Origin of the sequence: Glutamicibacter sp. HZAU, assembly GCF_004100365.1 — a bacterium.
In the GTDB taxonomy this organism is placed as follows: domain Bacteria; phylum Actinomycetota; class Actinomycetes; order Actinomycetales; family Micrococcaceae; genus Glutamicibacter; species Glutamicibacter nicotianae.
In genome coordinates, this window is record NZ_SCKZ01000008.1 from 20,977 (window position 1) to 40,352 (window position 19,376).

General features: G+C 64.5%; 17 protein-coding genes and 1 riboswitch. Of the genes, 11 read left to right on the plus strand and 6 right to left on the minus strand.

Annotated elements, in window-relative coordinates; translation table 11 throughout:
- Positions 1-801 carry an MBL fold metallo-hydrolase gene (locus EKH49_RS13130; protein ID WP_128471187.1) on the minus strand — a complete coding sequence of 267 codons (801 nt, stop codon included), beginning with the start codon at positions 799-801 and terminating at the stop codon, positions 1-3.
- Between the two features lie 20 nt (positions 802-821).
- Between EKH49_RS13130 and EKH49_RS13135 the strand changes: the two genes are divergently transcribed.
- From EKH49_RS13135 to EKH49_RS13145, 3 genes are read left to right on the plus strand one after another with little or no spacing between them, the layout of a single operon-like run.
- Complete coding sequence (locus EKH49_RS13135) at positions 822-1,871, plus strand: FecCD family ABC transporter permease (RefSeq protein ID WP_128471188.1); 1,050 nt, start codon at positions 822-824, stop codon at positions 1,869-1,871.
- The gene (locus EKH49_RS13140; RefSeq protein ID WP_236641158.1) at positions 1,868-2,977 is read left to right on the plus strand and encodes a FecCD family ABC transporter permease; all 1,110 of its coding nucleotides are present in this window, start codon (positions 1,868-1,870) and stop codon (positions 2,975-2,977) included. The genes EKH49_RS13135 and EKH49_RS13140 overlap by 4 nt, the downstream gene beginning before the upstream one ends.
- A gap of 3 nt (positions 2,978-2,980) precedes the next feature.
- Positions 2,981-4,888, plus strand: coding sequence for an SIP domain-containing protein (locus tag EKH49_RS13145; protein ID WP_128471189.1), 1,908 nt, complete (start codon positions 2,981-2,983; stop codon positions 4,886-4,888).
- A gap of 72 nt (positions 4,889-4,960) precedes the next feature.
- Here EKH49_RS13145 and EKH49_RS13150 read toward each other — a convergent pair whose 3' ends face one another.
- Positions 4,961-5,437, minus strand: coding sequence for a MarR family winged helix-turn-helix transcriptional regulator (locus EKH49_RS13150; protein WP_073707932.1), 477 nt, complete (start codon positions 5,435-5,437; stop codon positions 4,961-4,963).
- Between the two features lie 106 nt (positions 5,438-5,543).
- Between EKH49_RS13150 and EKH49_RS13155 the strand changes: the two genes are divergently transcribed.
- Entirely contained in the window at positions 5,544-7,388 is a 1,845-nt protein-coding gene (locus tag EKH49_RS13155; RefSeq protein WP_128471190.1) for an ABC transporter ATP-binding protein, read from the plus strand.
- Here the strand turns inward: EKH49_RS13155 and EKH49_RS13160 are convergent.
- A complete protein-coding gene (locus tag EKH49_RS13160; RefSeq protein WP_128471191.1) occupies positions 7,385-7,870 on the minus strand; it encodes a MarR family winged helix-turn-helix transcriptional regulator in 486 nt (161 codons plus the stop codon). The two genes, EKH49_RS13155 and EKH49_RS13160, sit on opposite strands and share 4 nt — an antisense overlap.
- A 140-nt stretch (positions 7,871-8,010) precedes the next feature.
- On the opposite strand from EKH49_RS13160, the gene EKH49_RS13165 reads away from it, so the two are divergent.
- Together EKH49_RS13165 and EKH49_RS13170 are read left to right on the plus strand one after the other, a co-directional pair.
- Positions 8,011-8,586, plus strand: a complete 576-nt coding sequence (locus EKH49_RS13165) for an NADPH-dependent FMN reductase (protein WP_128471192.1) — start codon at positions 8,011-8,013, stop codon at positions 8,584-8,586.
- Between the two features lie 124 nt (positions 8,587-8,710).
- Positions 8,711-9,820 carry a glutathione S-transferase C-terminal domain-containing protein gene (locus EKH49_RS13170; RefSeq protein ID WP_128471193.1) on the plus strand — a complete coding sequence of 370 codons (1,110 nt, stop codon included), beginning with the start codon at positions 8,711-8,713 and terminating at the stop codon, positions 9,818-9,820.
- A gap of 71 nt (positions 9,821-9,891) precedes the next feature.
- On the opposite strand, the gene EKH49_RS13175 is transcribed toward EKH49_RS13170, so the two are convergent.
- Positions 9,892-10,200, minus strand: coding sequence for a hypothetical protein (locus EKH49_RS13175; protein ID WP_128471194.1), 309 nt, complete (start codon positions 10,198-10,200; stop codon positions 9,892-9,894).
- A 117-nt stretch (positions 10,201-10,317) separates the two neighbouring features.
- Between EKH49_RS13175 and EKH49_RS13180 the strand changes: the two genes are divergently transcribed.
- On the plus strand, positions 10,318-11,226 hold the full coding sequence (locus EKH49_RS13180; protein ID WP_128471195.1) for an RNase H family protein: 909 nt from the start codon (positions 10,318-10,320) through the stop codon (positions 11,224-11,226).
- A gap of 68 nt (positions 11,227-11,294) precedes the next feature.
- Here EKH49_RS13180 and EKH49_RS13185 read toward each other — a convergent pair whose 3' ends face one another.
- A complete protein-coding gene (locus EKH49_RS13185) occupies positions 11,295-12,578 on the minus strand; it encodes an APC family permease (RefSeq protein ID WP_330857442.1) in 1,284 nt (427 codons plus the stop codon).
- Positions 12,579-12,743: a hypothetical protein gene (locus tag EKH49_RS17120; protein WP_330857438.1), complete on the minus strand. Its 165-nt coding sequence runs from the start codon at positions 12,741-12,743 to the stop codon at positions 12,579-12,581. It lies immediately after the preceding gene.
- A 263-nt stretch (positions 12,744-13,006) separates the two neighbouring features.
- On the opposite strand from EKH49_RS17120, the gene EKH49_RS13190 reads away from it, so the two are divergent.
- From EKH49_RS13190 to gcvT, 4 genes are all read left to right on the plus strand, one after another.
- Positions 13,007-14,179, plus strand: a complete 1,173-nt coding sequence (locus tag EKH49_RS13190; protein ID WP_128471196.1) for a serine hydrolase domain-containing protein — start codon at positions 13,007-13,009, stop codon at positions 14,177-14,179.
- A 35-nt stretch (positions 14,180-14,214) separates the two neighbouring features.
- Positions 14,215-15,003, plus strand: coding sequence for an SGNH/GDSL hydrolase family protein (locus tag EKH49_RS13195; protein ID WP_223308767.1), 789 nt, complete (start codon positions 14,215-14,217; stop codon positions 15,001-15,003).
- 102 nt (positions 15,004-15,105) lie between these two features.
- Positions 15,106-15,203, plus strand: a riboswitch (glycine riboswitch).
- 164 nt (positions 15,204-15,367) lie between these two features.
- The gene (gene gcvP, locus EKH49_RS13200; RefSeq protein ID WP_128471197.1) at positions 15,368-18,214 is read left to right on the plus strand and encodes an aminomethyl-transferring glycine dehydrogenase; all 2,847 of its coding nucleotides are present in this window, start codon (positions 15,368-15,370) and stop codon (positions 18,212-18,214) included.
- 13 nt (positions 18,215-18,227) lie between these two features.
- On the plus strand, positions 18,228-19,355 hold the full coding sequence (gene gcvT, locus EKH49_RS13205; protein WP_128471198.1) for a glycine cleavage system aminomethyltransferase GcvT: 1,128 nt from the start codon (positions 18,228-18,230) through the stop codon (positions 19,353-19,355).
- Positions 19,356-19,376: the final 21 nt, after the last annotated feature.

Consider the following 19,376-nt stretch of genomic DNA (forward strand, 5'->3'; position numbering starts at 1 on the left):
CTAGGGATTCACTGACAGATAGTGCAATTGCGCTTCCAGGGAATGGGTAGCCGCGCCCACCAGGCGCGCATCGAGGTCGGGGTAGACGTGCTCCAGCAATTCTGCTGGCTGCGTGTCGGCCCCGGCCTTGCCGAGTTTCCGCAGCGCCGCACGCACCTGGTCCAGCCGGGACTGGCGGTGCTCGATGTACATCTGCAGCAGCGGATGCGAGGACTCATGCTGTTCGCCGTGCGCCGGATGCAATGCCATATCGGGCAGCGCCAGCAGACGCTGCAGGGAATCCAGGTAATCGGCCAGAGTGCCATCGGGATGCTCCAGGATGGTGGTGCCGCGGCCCAGCACCGTATCCCCGGTGAACAGGTGGGCGCGGTCGCCCTGGCGGATGAAGCACACCGAGTCCGAGGTGTGTCCCGGGGTGGAGAGCACCTGGATGCTGGCCCCGGCCGCATGGATCACCTCGCCATCGGCGAGGACCGGCGCATCCCGGCAGTACTCGGGGAGCTTGGCACGCACCGGCGCACCGGCCATCCGGTAAAGCGCATCGATGCCTCCGGTGTGATCGGCATGCCGATGGGTAATGAGCACCAGCTGGATGTCGAACACCTCCAAGGCCTGCAGATGCTCTTCGAGCTCGGGGCCCGGGTCGATCAGCACCACCGGTGTTCCCGGCGCGAGTTCGCCCGCAGCCGGGTCGAACAGCAGATACGAATTAGTCCCGTCCAAAGTCATTTCAGAAGGATTCGGCGCGCACAGCACGCCGATCCCCGGGGCGATAATAGTGGGCAAGGGAAGAAGAGCCATAGCAATGAGTGTAGGAACCAATGACCGCGACTGAAAGCGTGACGCGCCAATCACCGGGGACCGGGCCGGCGAAAACCACCCGGAAGCTCGGCGCCGTGCTGCTGCTGATCGCGCTGCTCGCACTTGCGCTGTTCGCCTCGCTGCTGCTCGGTGCGCGCAGCGTCTCGATCGGCACCGTCATCGATGCCATCTGGAATTTCGACCCGTCCAATGGAGACCAGGGCGTGGTCGCCTCGCGCTTCGCCCGCACCGTCGGGGCCATCGTGGTTGGCGCCGCCCTGGGCTTGGCCGGGGCCGGCCTGCAGGGGCTGACCCGCAACCCGCTGGCCGATACCGGCATCCTCGGACTGAACGCCGGATCCTCCATGGCAGTGGTGCTGGCGATCGCCTTCCTCGGTGTCAGCTCGCTGGGCGGAATCATGGTCGCCGCCTTCGCTGGCGCCGCCGGGGTGATGGCGCTGGTCTACCTCGTGGCGAATGTGGGCCGCGACGGCGCCACCCCGATCAAGCTGGCTTTGGGCGGCGCCGCCATGGCGGTGGGCGTCGGCGCGATCACCAATGCGATCCTGATGATTTCCGATGCCACCGTGGACCGCTTCCGCATGTGGCAGGTGGGCACGCTGTCCAGCAGCGGCATCGACACCTTCCTCGGCGCCATTCCGGTGGTAGCCGCCGGCGCGCTGATCGTGCTGTCCACCGCCAGGGTCTCCAACGCGGTGTCCATGGGCGATGACACCGCGATCGCCCTGGGCTTCAACCTGAACCGCGCCCGGCTGATCGGCTCCATCGGCGTGGTCATTCTCGCCGGCACAGCTACCGCTGTGGCGGGGCCGATCGCCTTCGTCGGCCTGATGATCCCGCATGCGGTGCGCCTGCTGGTCGGTTCCGACTACCGCTGGCTGATGCCGGCATGCCTGGTCGCCGGACCGATCCTGCTGCTGGTCGCTGATACGGTGGGACGGGTCATCGCCCCGCCCAGCGAGATCCAGGTAGGCGTCATGTGCGCCATGCTCGGCGGACCGATCTTCATCATCATGATGCGCAGCGGCATGAAGTCGGTGAGCCTGTGAGCACGAGCGAAATGGAAGCAACCACCATGGCCCAGCCGACCAGTACCGGGGAAGCGGACGTGCCGGCGAAGCCGCCGGCTGCCGCCCAGTCCGGCACGACGCTGGCGGCCCGGCGCCGCTCCCGCGTGCGCCGCACCGCCCTGTGGATGGTCGTGGCGCTGGTGCTCACCATCGCCGCCTACCTGTTCTGGGGACGGGACCGACTTCCGGCGGCCGAGGTGTTCCAGGTGCTTGGCGGCGAGAAGGTGCCGGGCACCAGCTTCATCATCATGTCCGACCGCCTGCCGCGCATCGCCGTGGGCGTGCTCGCCGGTGCTGGCCTGGGCATTTCCGGTGCGCTGTTCCAGCGCTGGCTGGGCAACCCGCTGGCCAGCCCCGACGTGATCGGCGTGGGCTACGGCGCCTCGGCGGCCGCCGTCTTCGCCATGATCATCCTCGGCTACACCGACTGGAAGCTCAACGCCTTCTCGCTGGCCGGCGGGCTGCTGGTCGCCGCGCTGATCTATTGGCTCTCGGCCGCGGGCAAGCGCACCGGGTCCCGGCTGATCCTGGCCGGCTTGGCCATCGGCGCAATGCTGCAGGCGCTGATTCAGTACCTGCTCACCCAGGCGCAGGTGAACACCGCCAGCGATGTCATGCACTGGTTGACCGGTTCACTGGCCAGCAGCAACTGGGAGAACGCGCTGCTGCTGCTGGTCTCCCTCGGCGCCATCGGCATCTTGCTGCTGCCGCTGGTGCTGCGCCAGCTGAAGATGCTGGAGCTGGGCGAGGACGCCGCGGCGGCCCTGGGCCTGCATGTCGGCTGGGCCCGTGCCCTGCTGGTCTTCGTGGCCGTGGCCATGGGCGCCCTGCCGATCGCCGTCACCGGGCCGATGGCGTTCGTCGCCTTCCTGGCCGGCCCGATTACCGCCGCGCTGACCCGCGGACCGATCAACATCCTGCTGGCCGGCCTAACCGGTGCCACGCTGGTGACCATCGCCAATTTCTTTGCCGCGAACTTGTTCGCGGACCTGTCGCTGCCGGTGGGCGTTATCACCGGCGCATTCGGTGCACCCTTCCTGATTTGGATTCTGGTGCGCGCCAACTCAACTGGAAGCGGGGCATAACCCATGGCCACTTTGCAGGCTAGCGATCTGACCTTGGCCTATGACAAGGTCACCATCGTCGACGAGCTGTCGCTGGATATCCCCACCGGGCAGGTGAGCATCGTCGTCGGAGCCAACGGCTGCGGCAAGTCCACCCTGCTGCGCGCCCTCTCCAGGCTGCTGAAGCCGGCCGGGGGGCAGGTGCTCCTGGACGGCGCGGATATCCACTCGAAGCCGGCCAAGGAGGTCGCCAAGACCCTGGGCCTGCTGCCGCAGTCGCCGACGGCCCCGGATGGCATTACCGCCCGCGAGCTGATCAGCCGCGGCCGCTACCCGCACCAGGGCCTGTTCAAGCGCTTCTCCGCCGAGGACGAGGCGGCGGTGAACCGCGCCATGGAACTGACCGGCACCACCGAGCTGGCCGACCGCTCGGTGGACGAGCTTTCCGGCGGGCAGCGCCAGCGCGTCTGGATCGCCATGGCCCTGGCCCAGGAGACCGACCTGCTGCTGCTCGATGAGCCGACCACCTTCCTGGACGTGGCGCACCAGCTCGAAGTCCTGGATGTGGTCAGCGAGCTGAACCGCAGCCGCGGGATCACCGTGGTGATCGTGCTGCACGATCTGAACCTGGCTGCCCGCTACGCCGACTACCTGGTGGCCCTGCGCCACGGCAAGATCTACGCCGCCGGCCACCCCAACGACGTGGTCACCGAAAAGACTGTCAAGGATGTCTTCGGCATGCCAAGCCGCGTGATCCCGGACCCGGTGGGCGGCACCCCGCTGGTGCTGCCCATTGGCCGGCACCGCGTGCTGCGCACCGAACAGGTCCTGGCCACCAAGGGCATCTACCGCAGCGAAGCGTCGGCGCGGGACACCGCGGCGAAGCAGGCCGCCGGCGTGAAGGAAGCCGCCGAAACCGCGGCCCAGCTCGATCCGCAGGCCATGCGCCCGGCCCATGAGCATGTGCCGACCCTGGCCTTCGACACCACGGTCGTCAAGAGCCAGCAGCTGGCCCCGTCCTTCCGCCGGCTCACCGTCAGCGGCGAGGACCTGGAATACTTCGGCACCAACAGCCACCCTTTGGATATGCGCATCAAGCTGCTGCTGCCGCCGGCCGGCGGAACCGCGCTGACGGACGAGATCGCCTCTATGCGCCCGGAGGCGCTGACCAGCGCGGCCGAGCAGCAGGGCTGGTACAAGCGCTGGCTGTCCATTGATCCGGACACCCGAGGCTACATGCGCACCTATACGGTGCGGGCCTTCCGCGAAGCAGGGCACCGGGACAACATCGGGGCCACCGCTGAGCTGGACATCGACTTCGTGATGCACGGCGACATCGTTGACGGCCAACTGCAGGGCGGACCTGCGACGGAATTCGGCGACCGGGCCAAGGTCGGCGACCAGCTCTTGCTGCTGGGCCCGAACAAGACCCTGAACGACTCCACCTACGGCGGCATCGAGTTCCGCCGCGGCGAGGCAACCCGCGTGGTGCTGGCCGGCGACGAAACCGCCGCCCCGGCGATCTGCGCGATCCTCGAAGCGCTGCCGTCGAACGTCACCGGCCATGCGCTGATCGAGGTTCCGGAGACCACCGACATCCTCGGTGCTTCCACCCGCTCGGGTGTCTCGGTGCAGTGGCTGACCCGCGGCAGCCACGAGCATGGAGAATTGCTGCTGGCCGCCTTGCGCCAGGTGGTCGCGATTCCGGCCGCCGGAGTGGTGCATACCAATGCCGAGCCGGAAGATATCGATGTGGATGCCGACATCCTGTGGGAGACCGGCCAAGCGAACACCGCGCCGTTCTACGCATGGATTGCCGGCGAGGCCGGCACGGTCAAGGAAATGCGCCGTTATCTGGTGCGCGATGCCGGTGTGGACCGCAAACAGGTGGCCTTCATGGGATACTGGCGCCGCGGAAAGACCGAGAACTAGGCGGCAGCGTCAACCAGAACCAGGGCCCCGGCACACTGTGCCGGGGCCCTGGTTCGTTCTGGCAGCGGTCGGCTATTTTTCTTTGGCCGGGTTCTGGCACGCGCCGCGTGCAGGCCGCGGGTTTTCGCGGTCGAGGATTGCCAGAAGCCGGGTGAGCTCGGCGCGATCCTCGTCGCCGAGTTTGTCGAAGTAGCCATCCATGCTGGAACGGCGCAGCTCGGCAAGCTCCCCGAGCTGGGCGCGGCCCGTGGCGCTGAGCGCGATCAGCGTGGCCCGGCGGTCCGCTGGATCCGGGGTGCGCACGACCAATTTCTTGGCCTCCAGCTGGTCGACCACCTCAGTGGTCGAGCGGGCGGCAATATGCAATCGTTCTGCAAGCTGCGAGTTGCGCAGCCCTGCGTCTTCGGCGCGAGCCAACAGGGTCAGCACCCGTGATTGGTGCGGGGTGATTCCCAGGGGAATCAAGCTGTCCCTCCACCTGCCGCGAAGCATGCGCGAAGCGTGGAGGAAAAGATCTGCCAAGTCAGGCTTGGACTCGTCGTTCTGCATGTTTTCAAGAATAGTGTGTTTCTGCGGACATTTTCAAGATGCAACCACATAGTGAGGTTCCCTCTGTTATTCTGGACTTGGGAAATCCAGGACAAGGAGAGGGCTTATGAGCGCTATGGGAATGCCAGGTCCGCATCCAGGCGGTGGCGGACGGGGCCGGTCCGCGGATGCCGCAAAGGACAAGCAGTGGCTCTCCGAGCATCCGGTGTCGCTCGCACGCATCGCCGGGCTCTTCCGTCCTCATCTGGGATCGGTGATTGCCGTCATGCTGCTGATCGTGGCATCCTCGATCATCGGCTTGGCCCAGCCGTTCATCATCCGGGAACTCATTGACGACGCCATTCCCCACAGCAACGTCCGATTGCTGCTCTGGGGCGCCGGGGGACTGGTGCTGATCGCCTTGGCCACCGCGATCCTGGAAGTCCTCCAGACCTGGCGGGCAACCCTGATGGGCCAACGCGTGATGCATGGACTGCGGACCGGGCTGTTCACGCACCTGCAGAAGCAATCCCTGGGTTTCTTCACCAACTCCCGCTCCGGGGACGTGCAGTCCCGCCTGGTCAACGATGTGGGGCAGATGCAATCGGTGATCACCAATTCGGCCACGAGCATTGCCTCGAACCTGACTACGGTCGTTGCCACCGCCTGCGCGATGGTGGCGATTTCGTGGAAGCTGAGCCTGATCTCCCTGGTCGTCCTGCCGCCAGCAGTGCTGCTGGCCAAGCAAACCGCGAAGCTGCGCCGCGCAGTGACAGGAAAGCGCCAGCGCGAGATGTCCAACTTGACCTCGCTGATCGAAGAACGCCTGAGCATCTCCGGGGTCCGGCTCTCCAAGATCATGGGCACCGGCACCGCCGATGCCCAAGCTTTCGGAGACTCCAGCCGCAAGCTCATCGACCTGGAAATGAAAAGCGCCTTGGCCGGGCGATGGCGCATGGCCACGATGAGCATCATCTTCGCTGCCATCCCCGCGGTGCTCTACATCGTGGCAGGTCTGCCCGTGACCGGGCAGGGCATGAGCATCGGCACCCTGGTGGCCTTCACCGGGTTGCAGGCCGGGATCTTCCGCCCGGTCATGGGCCTGATGCAGATTTCGGTCCAGTGGATCTCGGCCATGGCCCTGTTCAGCCGCGTCTTCGAATACCTCGATACCGACCAGGCGCTGCCGGTAGCCGAGCATCCGCGGGCGGTTGAACCCGCGAAGCTGCGCGGCGAAGTGCAGTTGCGCAATGTCAGTTTCCGCTACCCCGAAGCTGATCGCGCCACCCTGGATCAGCTGAATTTGGAGCTGGAAGCCGGGACCATGACCGCGGTGGTTGGCGCTACCGGCTCGGGCAAATCCACCCTGGGATCCTTGCTGCCCCGGTTGCTTGATCCCACCGAGGGCCAGGTGCTGCTCGACGGCATTGACCTGAAGGAATTCGAACCCGAGGGGATCGCGCAGGCGGTCTCCGTGGTGGCTCAGGAAAGCTACCTGCTGCATGCCTCGATTCGCGAGAACCTCTTGTGGGCGGCGCCGGAGTCAACGGAAGAAGAGCTCTGGGATGCATTGGAAGCCGCGCAGATTGCGCCACTGATCCGCAGCCTGCCGCACGGCCTGGAAACCCAGGTGGGGCAGCGCGGGCACCGCTTCTCCGGTGGCGAGCAGCAGCGACTGGCCATTGCCCGCACCATGCTGCGCAAGCCGAAGGTGCTGGTGCTCGATGAGGCCACCAGTGCTCTGGATACCGTCACCGAGGCACTGGTGCAGCGGGCGCTGGATGAGCTGGCGGTGGGGCGCACCACCTTGCTCATCGCGCACCGGTTGAGCACGGTGATGCGGGCGGACCGCATCGTGGTGCTGGAGGATGGCCGGATTGCCGAATCCGGTACCTTTGACGAACTGGTCCAACGCGGGGGCCAGTTCGCCCAGCTGGTAGCCAAGAGCGAACTAGCCCAGAGGGCCAGCTAGCACCCGTCCGGCTTCAGGCCCTGCTGCTCCAGGGAAGCCAGGATCTTGGGCAGCGCCGATTCGAAGGCGGTGCGCTCGGATGGGTCCAGCGAGTCGAAGATGGTTTCACGCACGAAGCTCACGTGGCTTGGCGCGGCCTCTTCGATGGTTTGGCGCCCTTGGGCGGTCAGCGTGATCTGGTGCCCGCGGCGGTCGGTTTCATCCGAGCAGCGGCTGATCAGGCCCTTGGCTTCCATGCGGCGCAGCAGGTGGGAGAGGCGGGAGCGATCCCAGCGCAATGCGGTCGCCACGTCGGCCGGGCGCAGGCTCGGCTCGGCCGTTTCCGAGAGTACGGCCAGCACCGAGTATTCGCCGGACTGCATATTCGAATCGCGGAGCATCTGGCGGTCCATGGCGCTGGGAAACTGCCAGAGGAATTCGCGCAGGGTTCGCCAGAGGTCCTGCTCGCTATCGGTGAGCCAGCGGGTCTCTTCGCTCTTCATTCTCTTTCCTAACCATGTTCTGCCCAATGGGATGCTGAAATTTTGTTGACGCATCAATTATCTCCTGTATAGTGGGATTTGGCAAGAGATGATGACGTGTCAACTAACGTGGTTGGCCGCAGAGCTCCAAGGAGATTGAATTGTCGAAGATCGCTATCGTTACCGGTTCCACCCGTCCAGGCCGCGTCAACCAGTCTGTCGCGCAATGGGTGCTGGCCAAGGCCGAGGAATTCGGCGGTGCCGACTATGAGCTGGTGGACATCGTGGATTTCAACCTGCCGATTCTCGATGAGCCCTTCCCGGCCGCCTACCAGAACTACCAGAACGACCACACCAAGGCCTTCGCCGCCAAGATGAGTGAATTCGACGGCTACATTTTCATTGTTGGCGAGTACAACCACTCTGTCCAGCCTGCCTTGGCCAACGCGCTGAGCTACCTGAATGCCGAGCTGAACAACAAGGCCGCAGGCATGGTCGGCTACGGCTCCGCCATGGGTTCGCGCGCGGTGGAGCACCTGCGTGGAATCCTCTCCGAACTGCAGATCGCCCATGTGCAGAAGACCGGCATGTTCTCGCTGTTCACCGACTTCGAGAACTTCTCCACCTTCGCACCGACCGGGCAGTCCGCTGGCAGCGTGCAGCCGATGTTCGAGCAGCTTCTGGCCTGGAGCAAGGCCATGGCGACCGTGCGCGACAGCGCCTCGGTCAACGCCTAAGGAAGATCGAATATGGCGGGGTACTGGCAATCGGCACCCTGCCATTTCCAAACCTGTCCAACTGCCATAGTCTCGGCATGAATGGTTTATGCACGGGACCGCAAAATTCTTTGGAAGGAATGCGATGAGCGACGAATACTCGACCAAGGGCTCCTACGTCACCGGCGGAGAATTCACCCGGGACACCAACTACATCCAGGACCGCATCGTCGCTGATGCCAGCGCCGAGCACTATGGGCACAAGGACAGCCACAGCAAGATCGGGCATCCCGATGCAGGGCTGTCCGAAGGCGCCCAGCTCTGGCCGGTGGAGGCCGGCCGCTACCATCTGGTGGCCGCCCGCGCGTGCCCATGGGCCAACCGGACCCTGATAGTCCGCCGCCTGCTGGGCCTGGAAGACGCGCTGTCCATCGGACTGCCCGGTCCCACCCACGATGCGCGCAGCTGGACCTTCGACCTGGACCCGGAGGGCAAGGATCCGGTGCTGGGCACCGAGCGGGTCCAGGAAAACTACTTCAAGCGCTTTGCCGATTATCCACGCGGGATCACCGTTCCGGCCATTGTCGATATCCCCACCGGCGCGGTTGTCACCAACGACTACCCGCAAATCACCTGGGACATGTCCACGCAGTGGAAGGAATTCCATCGTGAAGGCGCACCGGATCTCATTGCCCATGACCAGCTCGATGAGATGCTGCCGCTGATCAAGCGGATTTTCACCGAGGTGAATAACGGCGTCTACCGTGCCGGGTTCGCGGGGGACCAGAAGTCCTACGACGATGCCTACGACAGGCTATTCACCACGTTGGACTACCTCGAAGAACGACTATCCACCCGCCGCTTCCTCATGGGCGATTACATCACCGAGGCCGACGTGCGGTTGTTCACCACCCTGGCGCGATTCGACCCGGTCTACCACGGCCACTTCAAGGCCAATCGCAACAAGCTCATCGACATGCCCAACCTCTGGGGGTACGCCCGGGATCTGTTCCAAACCCCAGGCTTTGGCGACACCATCGACTTCGAGCAGATCAAGGCCCACTACTATGTGGTCCACGAAGACATCAACCCGACCGGGATCATTCCGAAGGGACCGGATCTGGTGAACTGGCTCGAAGCCCCGGACCGAGAAGAACTGGCAGAGCACGGCCCGTTCCTGAACGGCACGGCACCGGGCGAAGTCCGTGCCGAGGAACGCGTCCAGGCAGGACACAACCCGCTGTACCCTGCCTAGGCTCCGGAAGAACCAGCCTGGCGGCCCAGGAGCAGCTCCATCCCATGGAGCGGATCCCGGGCCGCTGCGCTTTATTCGAAGTCGAAGCCCTGGCCCTCGCACGCCTCCTGGAATGCTTCCAAGTCGGTGATCTTCGGCGTGCCGGCATCATCGGTGGCCACGGCAGCGCTGATTTCTCCGGTGGTTGCCTTCGCCCCGTGCTCAGCGGCTTTCGCCATGTTCGTTGCGCCCATGCCCTCGGGGTCAACCATGCCCCCGCCAAAGTGCACGCACGCGGTATGGCCCTGCGGATCCTGCTCGCGCAACTCTTCGATCGACGGGCCGCCGCAAGCGGTGAGCGCCAAGGCTAGGGTGGCCAGTACAGGCAGAATTTTCTTCACAACCCAATCTTAGGCATGGATCCGCTGGGATGCTGTGTTCCGCTCTGCAGGAATTCGCTGGCGACATGGCCCTATGCCTGGAACCCTGAGGCGCGGTGAACGTGGCAGGATTAAACCATGACAATCATTGCAGCGGCGGATGGATCAGCCCTAGGGAATCCCGGACCAGCAGGTTGGGCCTGGTACGTGGACCAGGACAACTGGGCCGCTGGCGGTTGGGACCACGGAACCAACAACATGGGCGAGCTCCAGGCGGTGCTCGAGCTCTTCCGGGCTACCGAGCACCTGCCAGACGAAGAACTGAAGATCCTGTGCGACTCGCAGTACGCGATCAACTGCATCAGCAAATGGATGCCAGGGTGGAAGAAAAAGGGCTGGAAGAAGGCCGACGGCAAACCGGTACTGAACCAGGACATCCTCAAGGAACTGGATCAGGCCATTTCCGGACGCAAATACACTTTTGAATGGGTCAAGGGCCATGCCGGCCATGAGCTGAACGAGGCAGCAGACGGACACGCCCGCGCGGCTGCCACCGCGCACCAGCAGGGCACGGCAGTAGAGGCTGGACCCGGCTACACTGCCGGTGGATCAGCCTCGTCCTGCTCTCCGGCTGAGACGGAGGCGGCACCAGCACCGGCGGAAGAAACCGCTGCCACGCCAGAACCCGGCATGGACATCGCGGCCGCCGCCTATGAGCTGGAGCAGGGTTTTCTCGACCCGCAGATCCGCGCCAGCTTCGCCGAGCTGAACGACTTCCTGCACCCCGGCTATCAGGAAGTGACCCGGCATGGGGGCCTGCTGGACGTGGCCACGGTCCGATCCATGCTGGAATCCGGGGCGGCACTGCCAAGCTCCGGTGCGGTGCAGGTGCTTGCGGCGCGCGAAGTGGATGCGCAGATGGTGCTGCTCGCCTACCGCATGAAGCCCGCGGATTCCCCGGTGCTCGTGGTCTCGTCGTGGTGGCAACGCACCGAACGCGGCCTCAAGCTTCGTTTCCGCCAGGAAACCGTCGAGCAGGCGGCGTAGAAAACGCGCTTAACGCAGCAATGCCCGCCGAATCAATCGGCGGGCATCGCTGCATTAAGAACTAGGGATCAGTACTGGCCCGGGCGGGTTTCAATGACGCCCTTCTTGTAATTGATCCGGTTGATCAGCCAGGTGACTGCCCACAGCACGATGCCGATCACCAGCAGCAGGCCGGCAATCTCGTACTGTACCCAGTCCTCGCGGGAACGAGCCCAAGGGCCGGCAAGGAACAGGCAGAAGACCACGCCGAGGATCGGGATGATCGTTGGCGCGCGGAACGCGCCGGGCTCCGGCTTGTCGCGGCGCAGCACCAGCAGGGCGACGTTCACGACGGCGAATACGCACAGCAGCAGCAGTGCGGTGGTGCCGCCCAGTGAGCCGACGATGCTGCTGCCGGTATCCAGGTTCACGTAGGCAACCAGTGCGATGGCCAGCGCGGTGCTGAACAGGATCGCAACCCATGGGGAGCGCCGGGTCGAGTGCACCTTGCCCAGGAACTGCGGAAGCACGCCCTGGCGGGCCATGCCGTAGAGCAGGCGGCTGGCCATCATCATGTTCATCAGCGCCGTGTTGACCACCGCGAAGACGGTCAGGAACGGGAAGATCGCGTCCACCGGCAGATTCGGCAGGCCAATGCGCACCACATCCAGCAGGATGCCGGCATCCGGGTTCTTCGGATTCAGCAGGTCACCGGTGGGGATCACCATGATGACGGTGACGGCCACCAGCATGTAGATCACGGCGCAGATGCCCAGGCCGATGAGCATGATCTTCGGGAAGACCTTCTTCGGGTTCTTGGTTTCCTCCACCAGGTTCAGCGAGTCCTCGAAGCCCACCATGGCGAAGAATGCAATGGCGGTGCCCATGGTCACGGCGGCGAAGACGCTGCGGTCGGTCGGGGTCTCGAAGACCACCAGGGGGGAGATGTCTCCGTGGCCCGAAGCGATCACGGCGAAGCCGATGCCGATGATCGCGGCCATGATGGCCAGCGACACGACGGTCAGGAAGAGGTTGAACTTCACGCTCTCGCCGACGCCGCGGAAGTTGATGATCGCGAGGATGACGATCACCGCAATAGCCGCCCACATGCCCGCTTCAGGCGTGTTGGGAACGCCCTCGACGAACTGGCCGATGCCAATCAGCAGGTTCCGCCCGACCAGGGTGGCCGAGGTGGCGGCGCTGGTAATGCCGGAGCGGGCAACGGTGAAGGCCACCAGGAAGGTCACGAAGTGGATGCCGAACGCCTTGTGGATGTACAGGGCGGCACCTGCTGCGTGCGGGTACTTGGTGACCAGTTCGAGGTAGCTGAAGGCGGTGGGGGTCGCGATCGCGAAGGCGATCAGGAACGGCAGCTACGCGGCTCCACCCACCTGGCCGGCAACCTTGCCGGTAATGGCGAAAATGCCGGCGCCGATGATATCGCCCATGATGAGGAATAGCAGCAGCTTCGGGCCAATCACCCGGTGGAGTTCTGTTTCTTTGCCGTCGGTAACGGCCGTGTCACTGTTCACAGTCATGCGATCAAGATCATCTCCTTCAAATTTGTAGGCAAACCTTACAACTTTAGGGTCAGCGCATGAAGTGGGCAAACCGGGCTCTGAGCTGGCTCGCAGAATCGCGGGACGAATGGCATTATTACGTCGGCGAGTGGCTTAATCGCTTCAAAGGTGTGAGCTGACCTACCTATATGCTGGGTGGTGGACAGCATGTGGAACCTTCGGGAAATGGGAGCACTGCGGTTAGGGTTGGTTGTTGAGGAACAAGCACTTTAAGGATTTAGATGCAATCGGTGATCACTGAGGATTTCGCGCCCCTGGCCCAGGCTTTGGAAGCGCGTGCCGCTGAGGAAGAAGGCTACTCGGCGCAGCTGGCCGTATACCACCGCGGAGAACTGGTGCTCAGCCACACCGTCGGAGAGCACCTCTCGGGCGACGCGTTGACCTGTGTTTTCTCCTGTACCAAGGGCCTGGGCGCGCTGGTCGTGGCACTGCTCGTGCAAGATGGCCTGATTGATCCGAATGCGCCCATGGCCACCTACTGGCCTGAATTCGGCGAGAACGGGAAATCCAGGCTCACCGTCGGCGAGGTGCTCAGCCACCAGGCCGGCGTGCTGGGCGTTCCCGGGGGCGTGCCCAGCAAGATCCTCCTGGACTCCGCCGAGTACGCCAAGGTGCTCGCTTCCATGCCCAGTGTCTGGCCGCTGGGGCAGAATATCGTCGGCTACCACGCGATCACCATGGGCGTGCTCATGGAAGAACTGGTCCGCCGGGTCACCGGCAAGGAGCTCAAGGAGGTCTTCGAGGAGCGCATCCGCAAGCCGCTGGGCGCCGAGGCCTACATCGGCCAGGACCCAGCGCTGGAATCGCGCTACCGCGATGTGCTGCCAGCTGCCGAAGCTGCCACCGGATTCTTCGACCCGTTTTCCCCGGCCGGACTGGCGGTGAATTCGGCCTCCGGGTTCGCGCTGGAAACTGGCCCGGTCTACAACTGGCACGAACTGGCCAATGCGCCGCAGGTGCGCGAACTGGGCCCGGCATCCATGGGAGCGGTGGCCAACGCCCACGGCCTGGCCGCCATCTATGCCGCCTCCTTCGGTGCAGTTCCGGCACTGGGAACCACGCGCGGATTCCTTTCCGCCGACACCTGGTCCCAGGTATCCACCGAACTGGTCTACGGCCATGACCGGACCAATGGACTGTTGCAGGCCTTCGCCCTCGGATTCATGAAGGCCACTGCGCGCAATAATTACGGCTCGATTTTCGCCTACGGCCATGACGGTGCGAACTCCTCGCTGGCCTTCGCCGATCCGGCCCACCAGCTGGGCTTCGGATTCATCCCCTCGCGCAATGAAGGTCTCAAGGAGACCTCCACCGGGGTGAAGCTCAGCCAGCTGGCGCGCCAGCTGATCATGCAGAAGAACATGGCGGCCCAGGCTGCCGGCAACAACGCATAGCCGCCCCACCGGGCAAGGAACGAAGCAGGAGCGAAGTGAAGAAGTTTGTGGCACTGGGTGACTCGTTCACCGAAGGCGTTGGCGACGCGGATCCGGTCCGCCCTAACCAGGTGCGCGGCTGGGCGGACCGGGTGGCCGAGGTGCTCTGCGCCGAAGGAGAATGGGAATACGCCAATCTGGCCGTGCGCGGCAAGAAGATCGGCCAGGTGATCAACCAGCAGCTGGACCAGGCCCTTGCGTTGGCCCCGGATCTGGTCTCCATCTACGCCGGCGGCAACGACATCCTGCGGCCCAAGGCCGACCTGGATGCGCTGATGCGCGGCTATGCCGGCATGGTGCGCCGCTTTTCCGAAGCCGGAAGCACGGTGTTGCTGTTCACCGGTTTCGACACCGTGGACTCGCCGCTGTTCTCCAAGACCCGTCCGCGCACTGCCATCTACAACGAGAAGGTCCGCGAAATCGCGGACGAATACGGTGCGCTGATCGCCGACTACTGGCGATGGCGCGAATTCTCTGACCTGCGCTACTGGGCGCCGGACCGGCTGCACATGAACGAGCTGGGCCACACGCTGATGGCCTCCAAGGTCCTGGACGTGCTCGGCGCCGGGCAGATCACCAAGGAGAACTGGTCTGCGAAGATCCAGCAGCCGTCGCTGCCGGAGCTGGCGGTGAACTCGCGCGGCGAGAAACTGAAGCAGGAATTGGGCTGGGCCAGGGAGCATTTGGCTCCGTGGATCAAGCGACGGCTCACCGGCACCTCATCGGGAGATTCCTTATCAGCGAAGTATCCCGATTACATCCGTTTAACTGCAGGCGCAAACTGAACGCGTTTATGACTTTTCCTGCCACCGTTCCTGTTTGACGTTGGGGGCGAGGCGGGTAACATGGTGGTGTGCTGCAGGTCTCCGGCCGGCAGCACACGCCATAGACGGATGGCGGGAGAGTCCCGTTCACACCATGGACGGGCGCCGTAGGAGCAATTCCTCCCCAGGAAACTCTCAGGCACCCGTACCGCCATCATGAGGCAACTCTGGAAAGAAACCGGCCCGTTCCGGTTCACCGAAGGTGCAAGTACCCGGCTTGGTTTGCTGGATGCGTAAAACTCTCAGGTTATGCAACAGGGATGGGGAGGTAAAAAGACCTTCCTTTGGCATGCGCCAAGACAGATCCCATGGAGATACCCGCACCATGACCATCACGCAGACTTCGGCACCAGCGAATACTGAATTCGTCTCCCGCCATATCGGCCCGCGTCCTTCCGACGTTGCCACCATGCTTCAGAGCCTGGGCTACGACAGCCTGGAAGCACTGATCGACACCGCCGTTCCGGCAGATATCCGCCAGGACTCCGCACTGGATATCCCTGATGCGCTGAGCGAAACCGAAGCCTTGGCCCACCTGCGTGCGCTTGCCTCGAAGAACGTCATGAAGACCCAGATGATCGGCCAGGGCTTCTACGACACCATCACCCCAGCCGTAATCCGCCGCAACATCGTGGAAAATCCTGCCTGGTACACCGCCTACACCCCGTACCAGCCGGAAATCTCCCAGGGCCGCCTCGAAGCCCTGCTGAACTTCCAGACCATGGTCATGGACCTGACCGGCCTGCCGATCGCCAACGCTTCGCTGCTGGACGAATCCTCGGCCGCCGCCGAAGCAGTGCTGATGATGCGCCGCGCCAACAAGAAGAAGGCCAAGGGCAAGACCGTCCTGGACTCCAAGATCTTCCCGCAGACCTTGAAGGTCGTGCAGGGCCGCGCCGACGCGCTGGGCTTCGAGATCGAGGTCGCCGACCTGTCCGCAGGCCTGCCCGAGGGCGACATCTCCGGCATCGTGCTGCAGCAGCCGGGCAATGACGGCTCGATCGCCGACCACGCCTCGATCATCGCCGCCGCCAAGGAAGCCGGCGCCATGGTGACCGTGATCGCCGACCTGCTGTCGCTGACCATGATCACCCCTCCGGGCGAGCAGGGCGCCGACATCGCCGTGGGCAACACCCAGCGCTTCGGCGTGCCGCTGTTCTTCGGCGGACCGCACGCAGCCTACATGGCTGTTGCCGATGGCCTGACCCGCTCCATGCCAGGCCGCCTGGTGGGCGTCTCGGCCGATGACGCTGGCGTTCCCGCCTACCGCCTGGCGCTGCAGACCCGCGAGCAGCACATCCGCCGCGAGAAGGCCACCTCCAACATCTGCACCGCGCAGGCCCTGCTGGCCATCTGCGCATCGATGTACGCCGTCTACCACGGCCCAGCCGGCCTGAAGCAGATCGCAACCCGTGCCAACAACCACGCCCGCGTGATCGCCAGCTCGCTGGTCGCAGGCGGCTTCACCCTGGCCTCGGATACCTTCTTCGACACCGTTGTGGTGAACGTCGAGAACGCCGATGCCATCATCGCCAAGGCCGTCGAAGCAGGCATCAACCTGCGCAAGGTCGGCGAAACCCAAGTGGGCATCTCCACCGACGAAACCACCACCTCCGCCGTGGTCAAGACCCTGCTTGAGGTCTTCGGTGCGGAACTCTCGGCTCCGGAAGGCTTCGAGCTGCCCGAGTCGATGGTGCGCACCAGCGACTTCATGACCCACCCGATCTTCAACTCGATCTCCTCCGAGACCCAGATGATGCGCTACCTGCGCCGCCTCTCGGATCGCGACCTGGCGCTGGACCGCACCATGATCCCGCTGGGCTCGTGCACCATGAAGCTGAACTCGGCCGCCGAGATGGAATCCATCACCTGGCCTGAATTCGCATCCATCCACCCCTACGCACCTGCCGCGCAGACCGCCGGCTGGCGCGAGCTGATCACCGACCTGGAAGGCCGCCTGACCGCCATCACCGGCTACGCAGGCGTCTCCATCCAGCCGAACGCCGGCTCGCAGGGCGAGTACGCCGGCCTGCTGGCCATCTCGGACTACCACCGTTCGCGCGGCGAAAGCCAGCGCGACCTGTGCCTGATCCCTGCATCGGCGCACGGCACCAATGCCGCTTCGGCGGTGCTGGCAGGCATGCGCGTGGTCGTCGTGAAGACCGCGGCCGATGGCACCATCGACGCCAATGACCTGGATGCCAAGATCGAGGCCAACAAGGACGTCCTTGCCGCCATCATGATCACCTACCCATCCACCCACGGTGTCTACGACGCCGACGTGCGCGAGGTCTGCGACAAGGTCCACGCCGCCGGCGGCCAGGTGTACATCGACGGCGCGAACATGAACGCCATGGTGGGCCTGGCCCAGCCGGGCAAGTTCGGCGGCGACGTGTCGCACCTGAACCTGCACAAGACCTTCTGCATCCCGCACGGCGGCGGCGGTCCGGGCGTTGGCCCGATCGGCGTAGGCGAGCACCTGCTGCCGTTCCTGCCAGGCGACGCCTCCGGCACCTACTCCGAGCGCGACGGCGTGCCGGTCGTGGCAACCGCCTTCGGCTCGGCCGGCGTGCTGCCGATCTCCTGGGCCTACATCGCGATGATGGGCGGCGACGGACTGACCGAAGCCACCAAGCACGCGATCCTGAACGCGAACTACATCGCCAAGCGCCTCGGCGAGCACTTCCCGATCCTGTTCACCGGCAACCAGAACCTGGTCGCCCACGAATGCATCCTGGACCTGCGCGAACTGACCGCCAAGACCGGGGTCACCGCCGAGGACGTGGCCAAGCGCCTGATCGACTTCGGCTTCCACGCGCCAACCCTGTCCTTCCCGGTCGCCGGGACCCTGATGGTGGAGCCGACCGAGTCCGAGGACCTGGCCGAGATCGAGCGCTTCATCGAAGCCATGATCACCATCCGCCAGGAAATGGACGAGGTGCTCTCCGGTGCGTACAGCATCGAGGAATCCCCGCTGCGCAACGCTCCGCACACGGTCTCGGCAGTGGTCAACAGCAACTGGGACCGCAAGTACTCGGTGGAGCAGGCAGCCTTCCCGGTAGCCAGCCTGAAGTTCGACAAGTACTTCCCAACCGTGGGCCGCATCGACGGCGCCGGCGGCGACCGCAACCTGATCTGCTCCTGCCCGGCTCCTGAAGCCTTCGAAGACTAAGGAAGAGTTAGAGATGACTGAGACTACCCAAGCACTCAAGCACACCGCACTGCACGCCCAGCATGAAGCTTTGGGCGCGAACTTCACCGACTTCGGCGGCTGGGACATGCCGCTGAAGTACGGCTCGGAACTGGCAGAGCACAAGGCCGTGCGCTCCACCGCCGGCCTGTTCGACCTGTCCCACATGGGCGAGGTCTACCTCACCGGACCGGAAGCCGGCGTCGCGCTGAACACCGCGCTGGCAGGCAACCTGAGCATCATGAAGGTCGGCAAGGCGAAGTACTCGCTGATCCTGAACGCCGAGGGCAAGATCATCGACGATTTGATCGTCTACCGCCTGGAAGAGGAGAAGTTCCTCGTCGTGCCGAACGCCGGCAATGCCCCGGTGGTCGCCGCCGAGCTGGCAGCCCGCGCCGCTGATTTCGACGTTGTCGTCGATGACGCATCGGGCCGCCAGTCGCTGATCGCGGTCCAGGGCCCGAACGCCGAGGCGATCGTGAGCAAGCTGGCCGCCGACGAGGCAACCGCCCAGGCCGTCGCAGAGCTGAAGTATTACGCGGCTGTGAAGCTGGTGCTCGGCGGCATCGACGTGCTGCTGGCCCGCACCGGCTACACCGGCGAGGACGGCTTCGAGCTGATCATCGAGAACGAGGATGCGGCAGCCCTCTGGGAGAAGACCGTTGAAGCCGGCAAGGACCATGAACTGGTTCCTTGCGGCCTGGCCGCCCGCGACTCGCTGCGCCTGGAAGCCGGCATGCCGCTGTACGGCAACGAGCTGTCCCTGGAACGCACCCCGTTCGATGCGGGCTTCGGCCCGGTGGTTTCCTTCAAAAAGGAAGAGAACTTCGTGGGCCGCGAGGCACTTGAAGCGCTGCGCGGCACCACCCCGCCACGCAAGCTCGTGGGCCTCAAGGGCCTGGGCAAGCGCGCCGGCCGCGGAGGCTACTCCATCGTCAAGGACGGCACCGTCATTGGCGAAATCACCTCCGGACAGCCATCGCCAACGCTCGGCTACCCGGTGGCACTGGGCTACGTCGATGCCGAGTTCGGCGCAACCGGAACCGAGCTGGAGGTCGATCTGCGCGGTAAGACTTTGCCATTTGTCGTAGTCGAACTGCCGTTCTACACCCGAGCCAAGTAACGTTAAACATCAGTAGGGCTA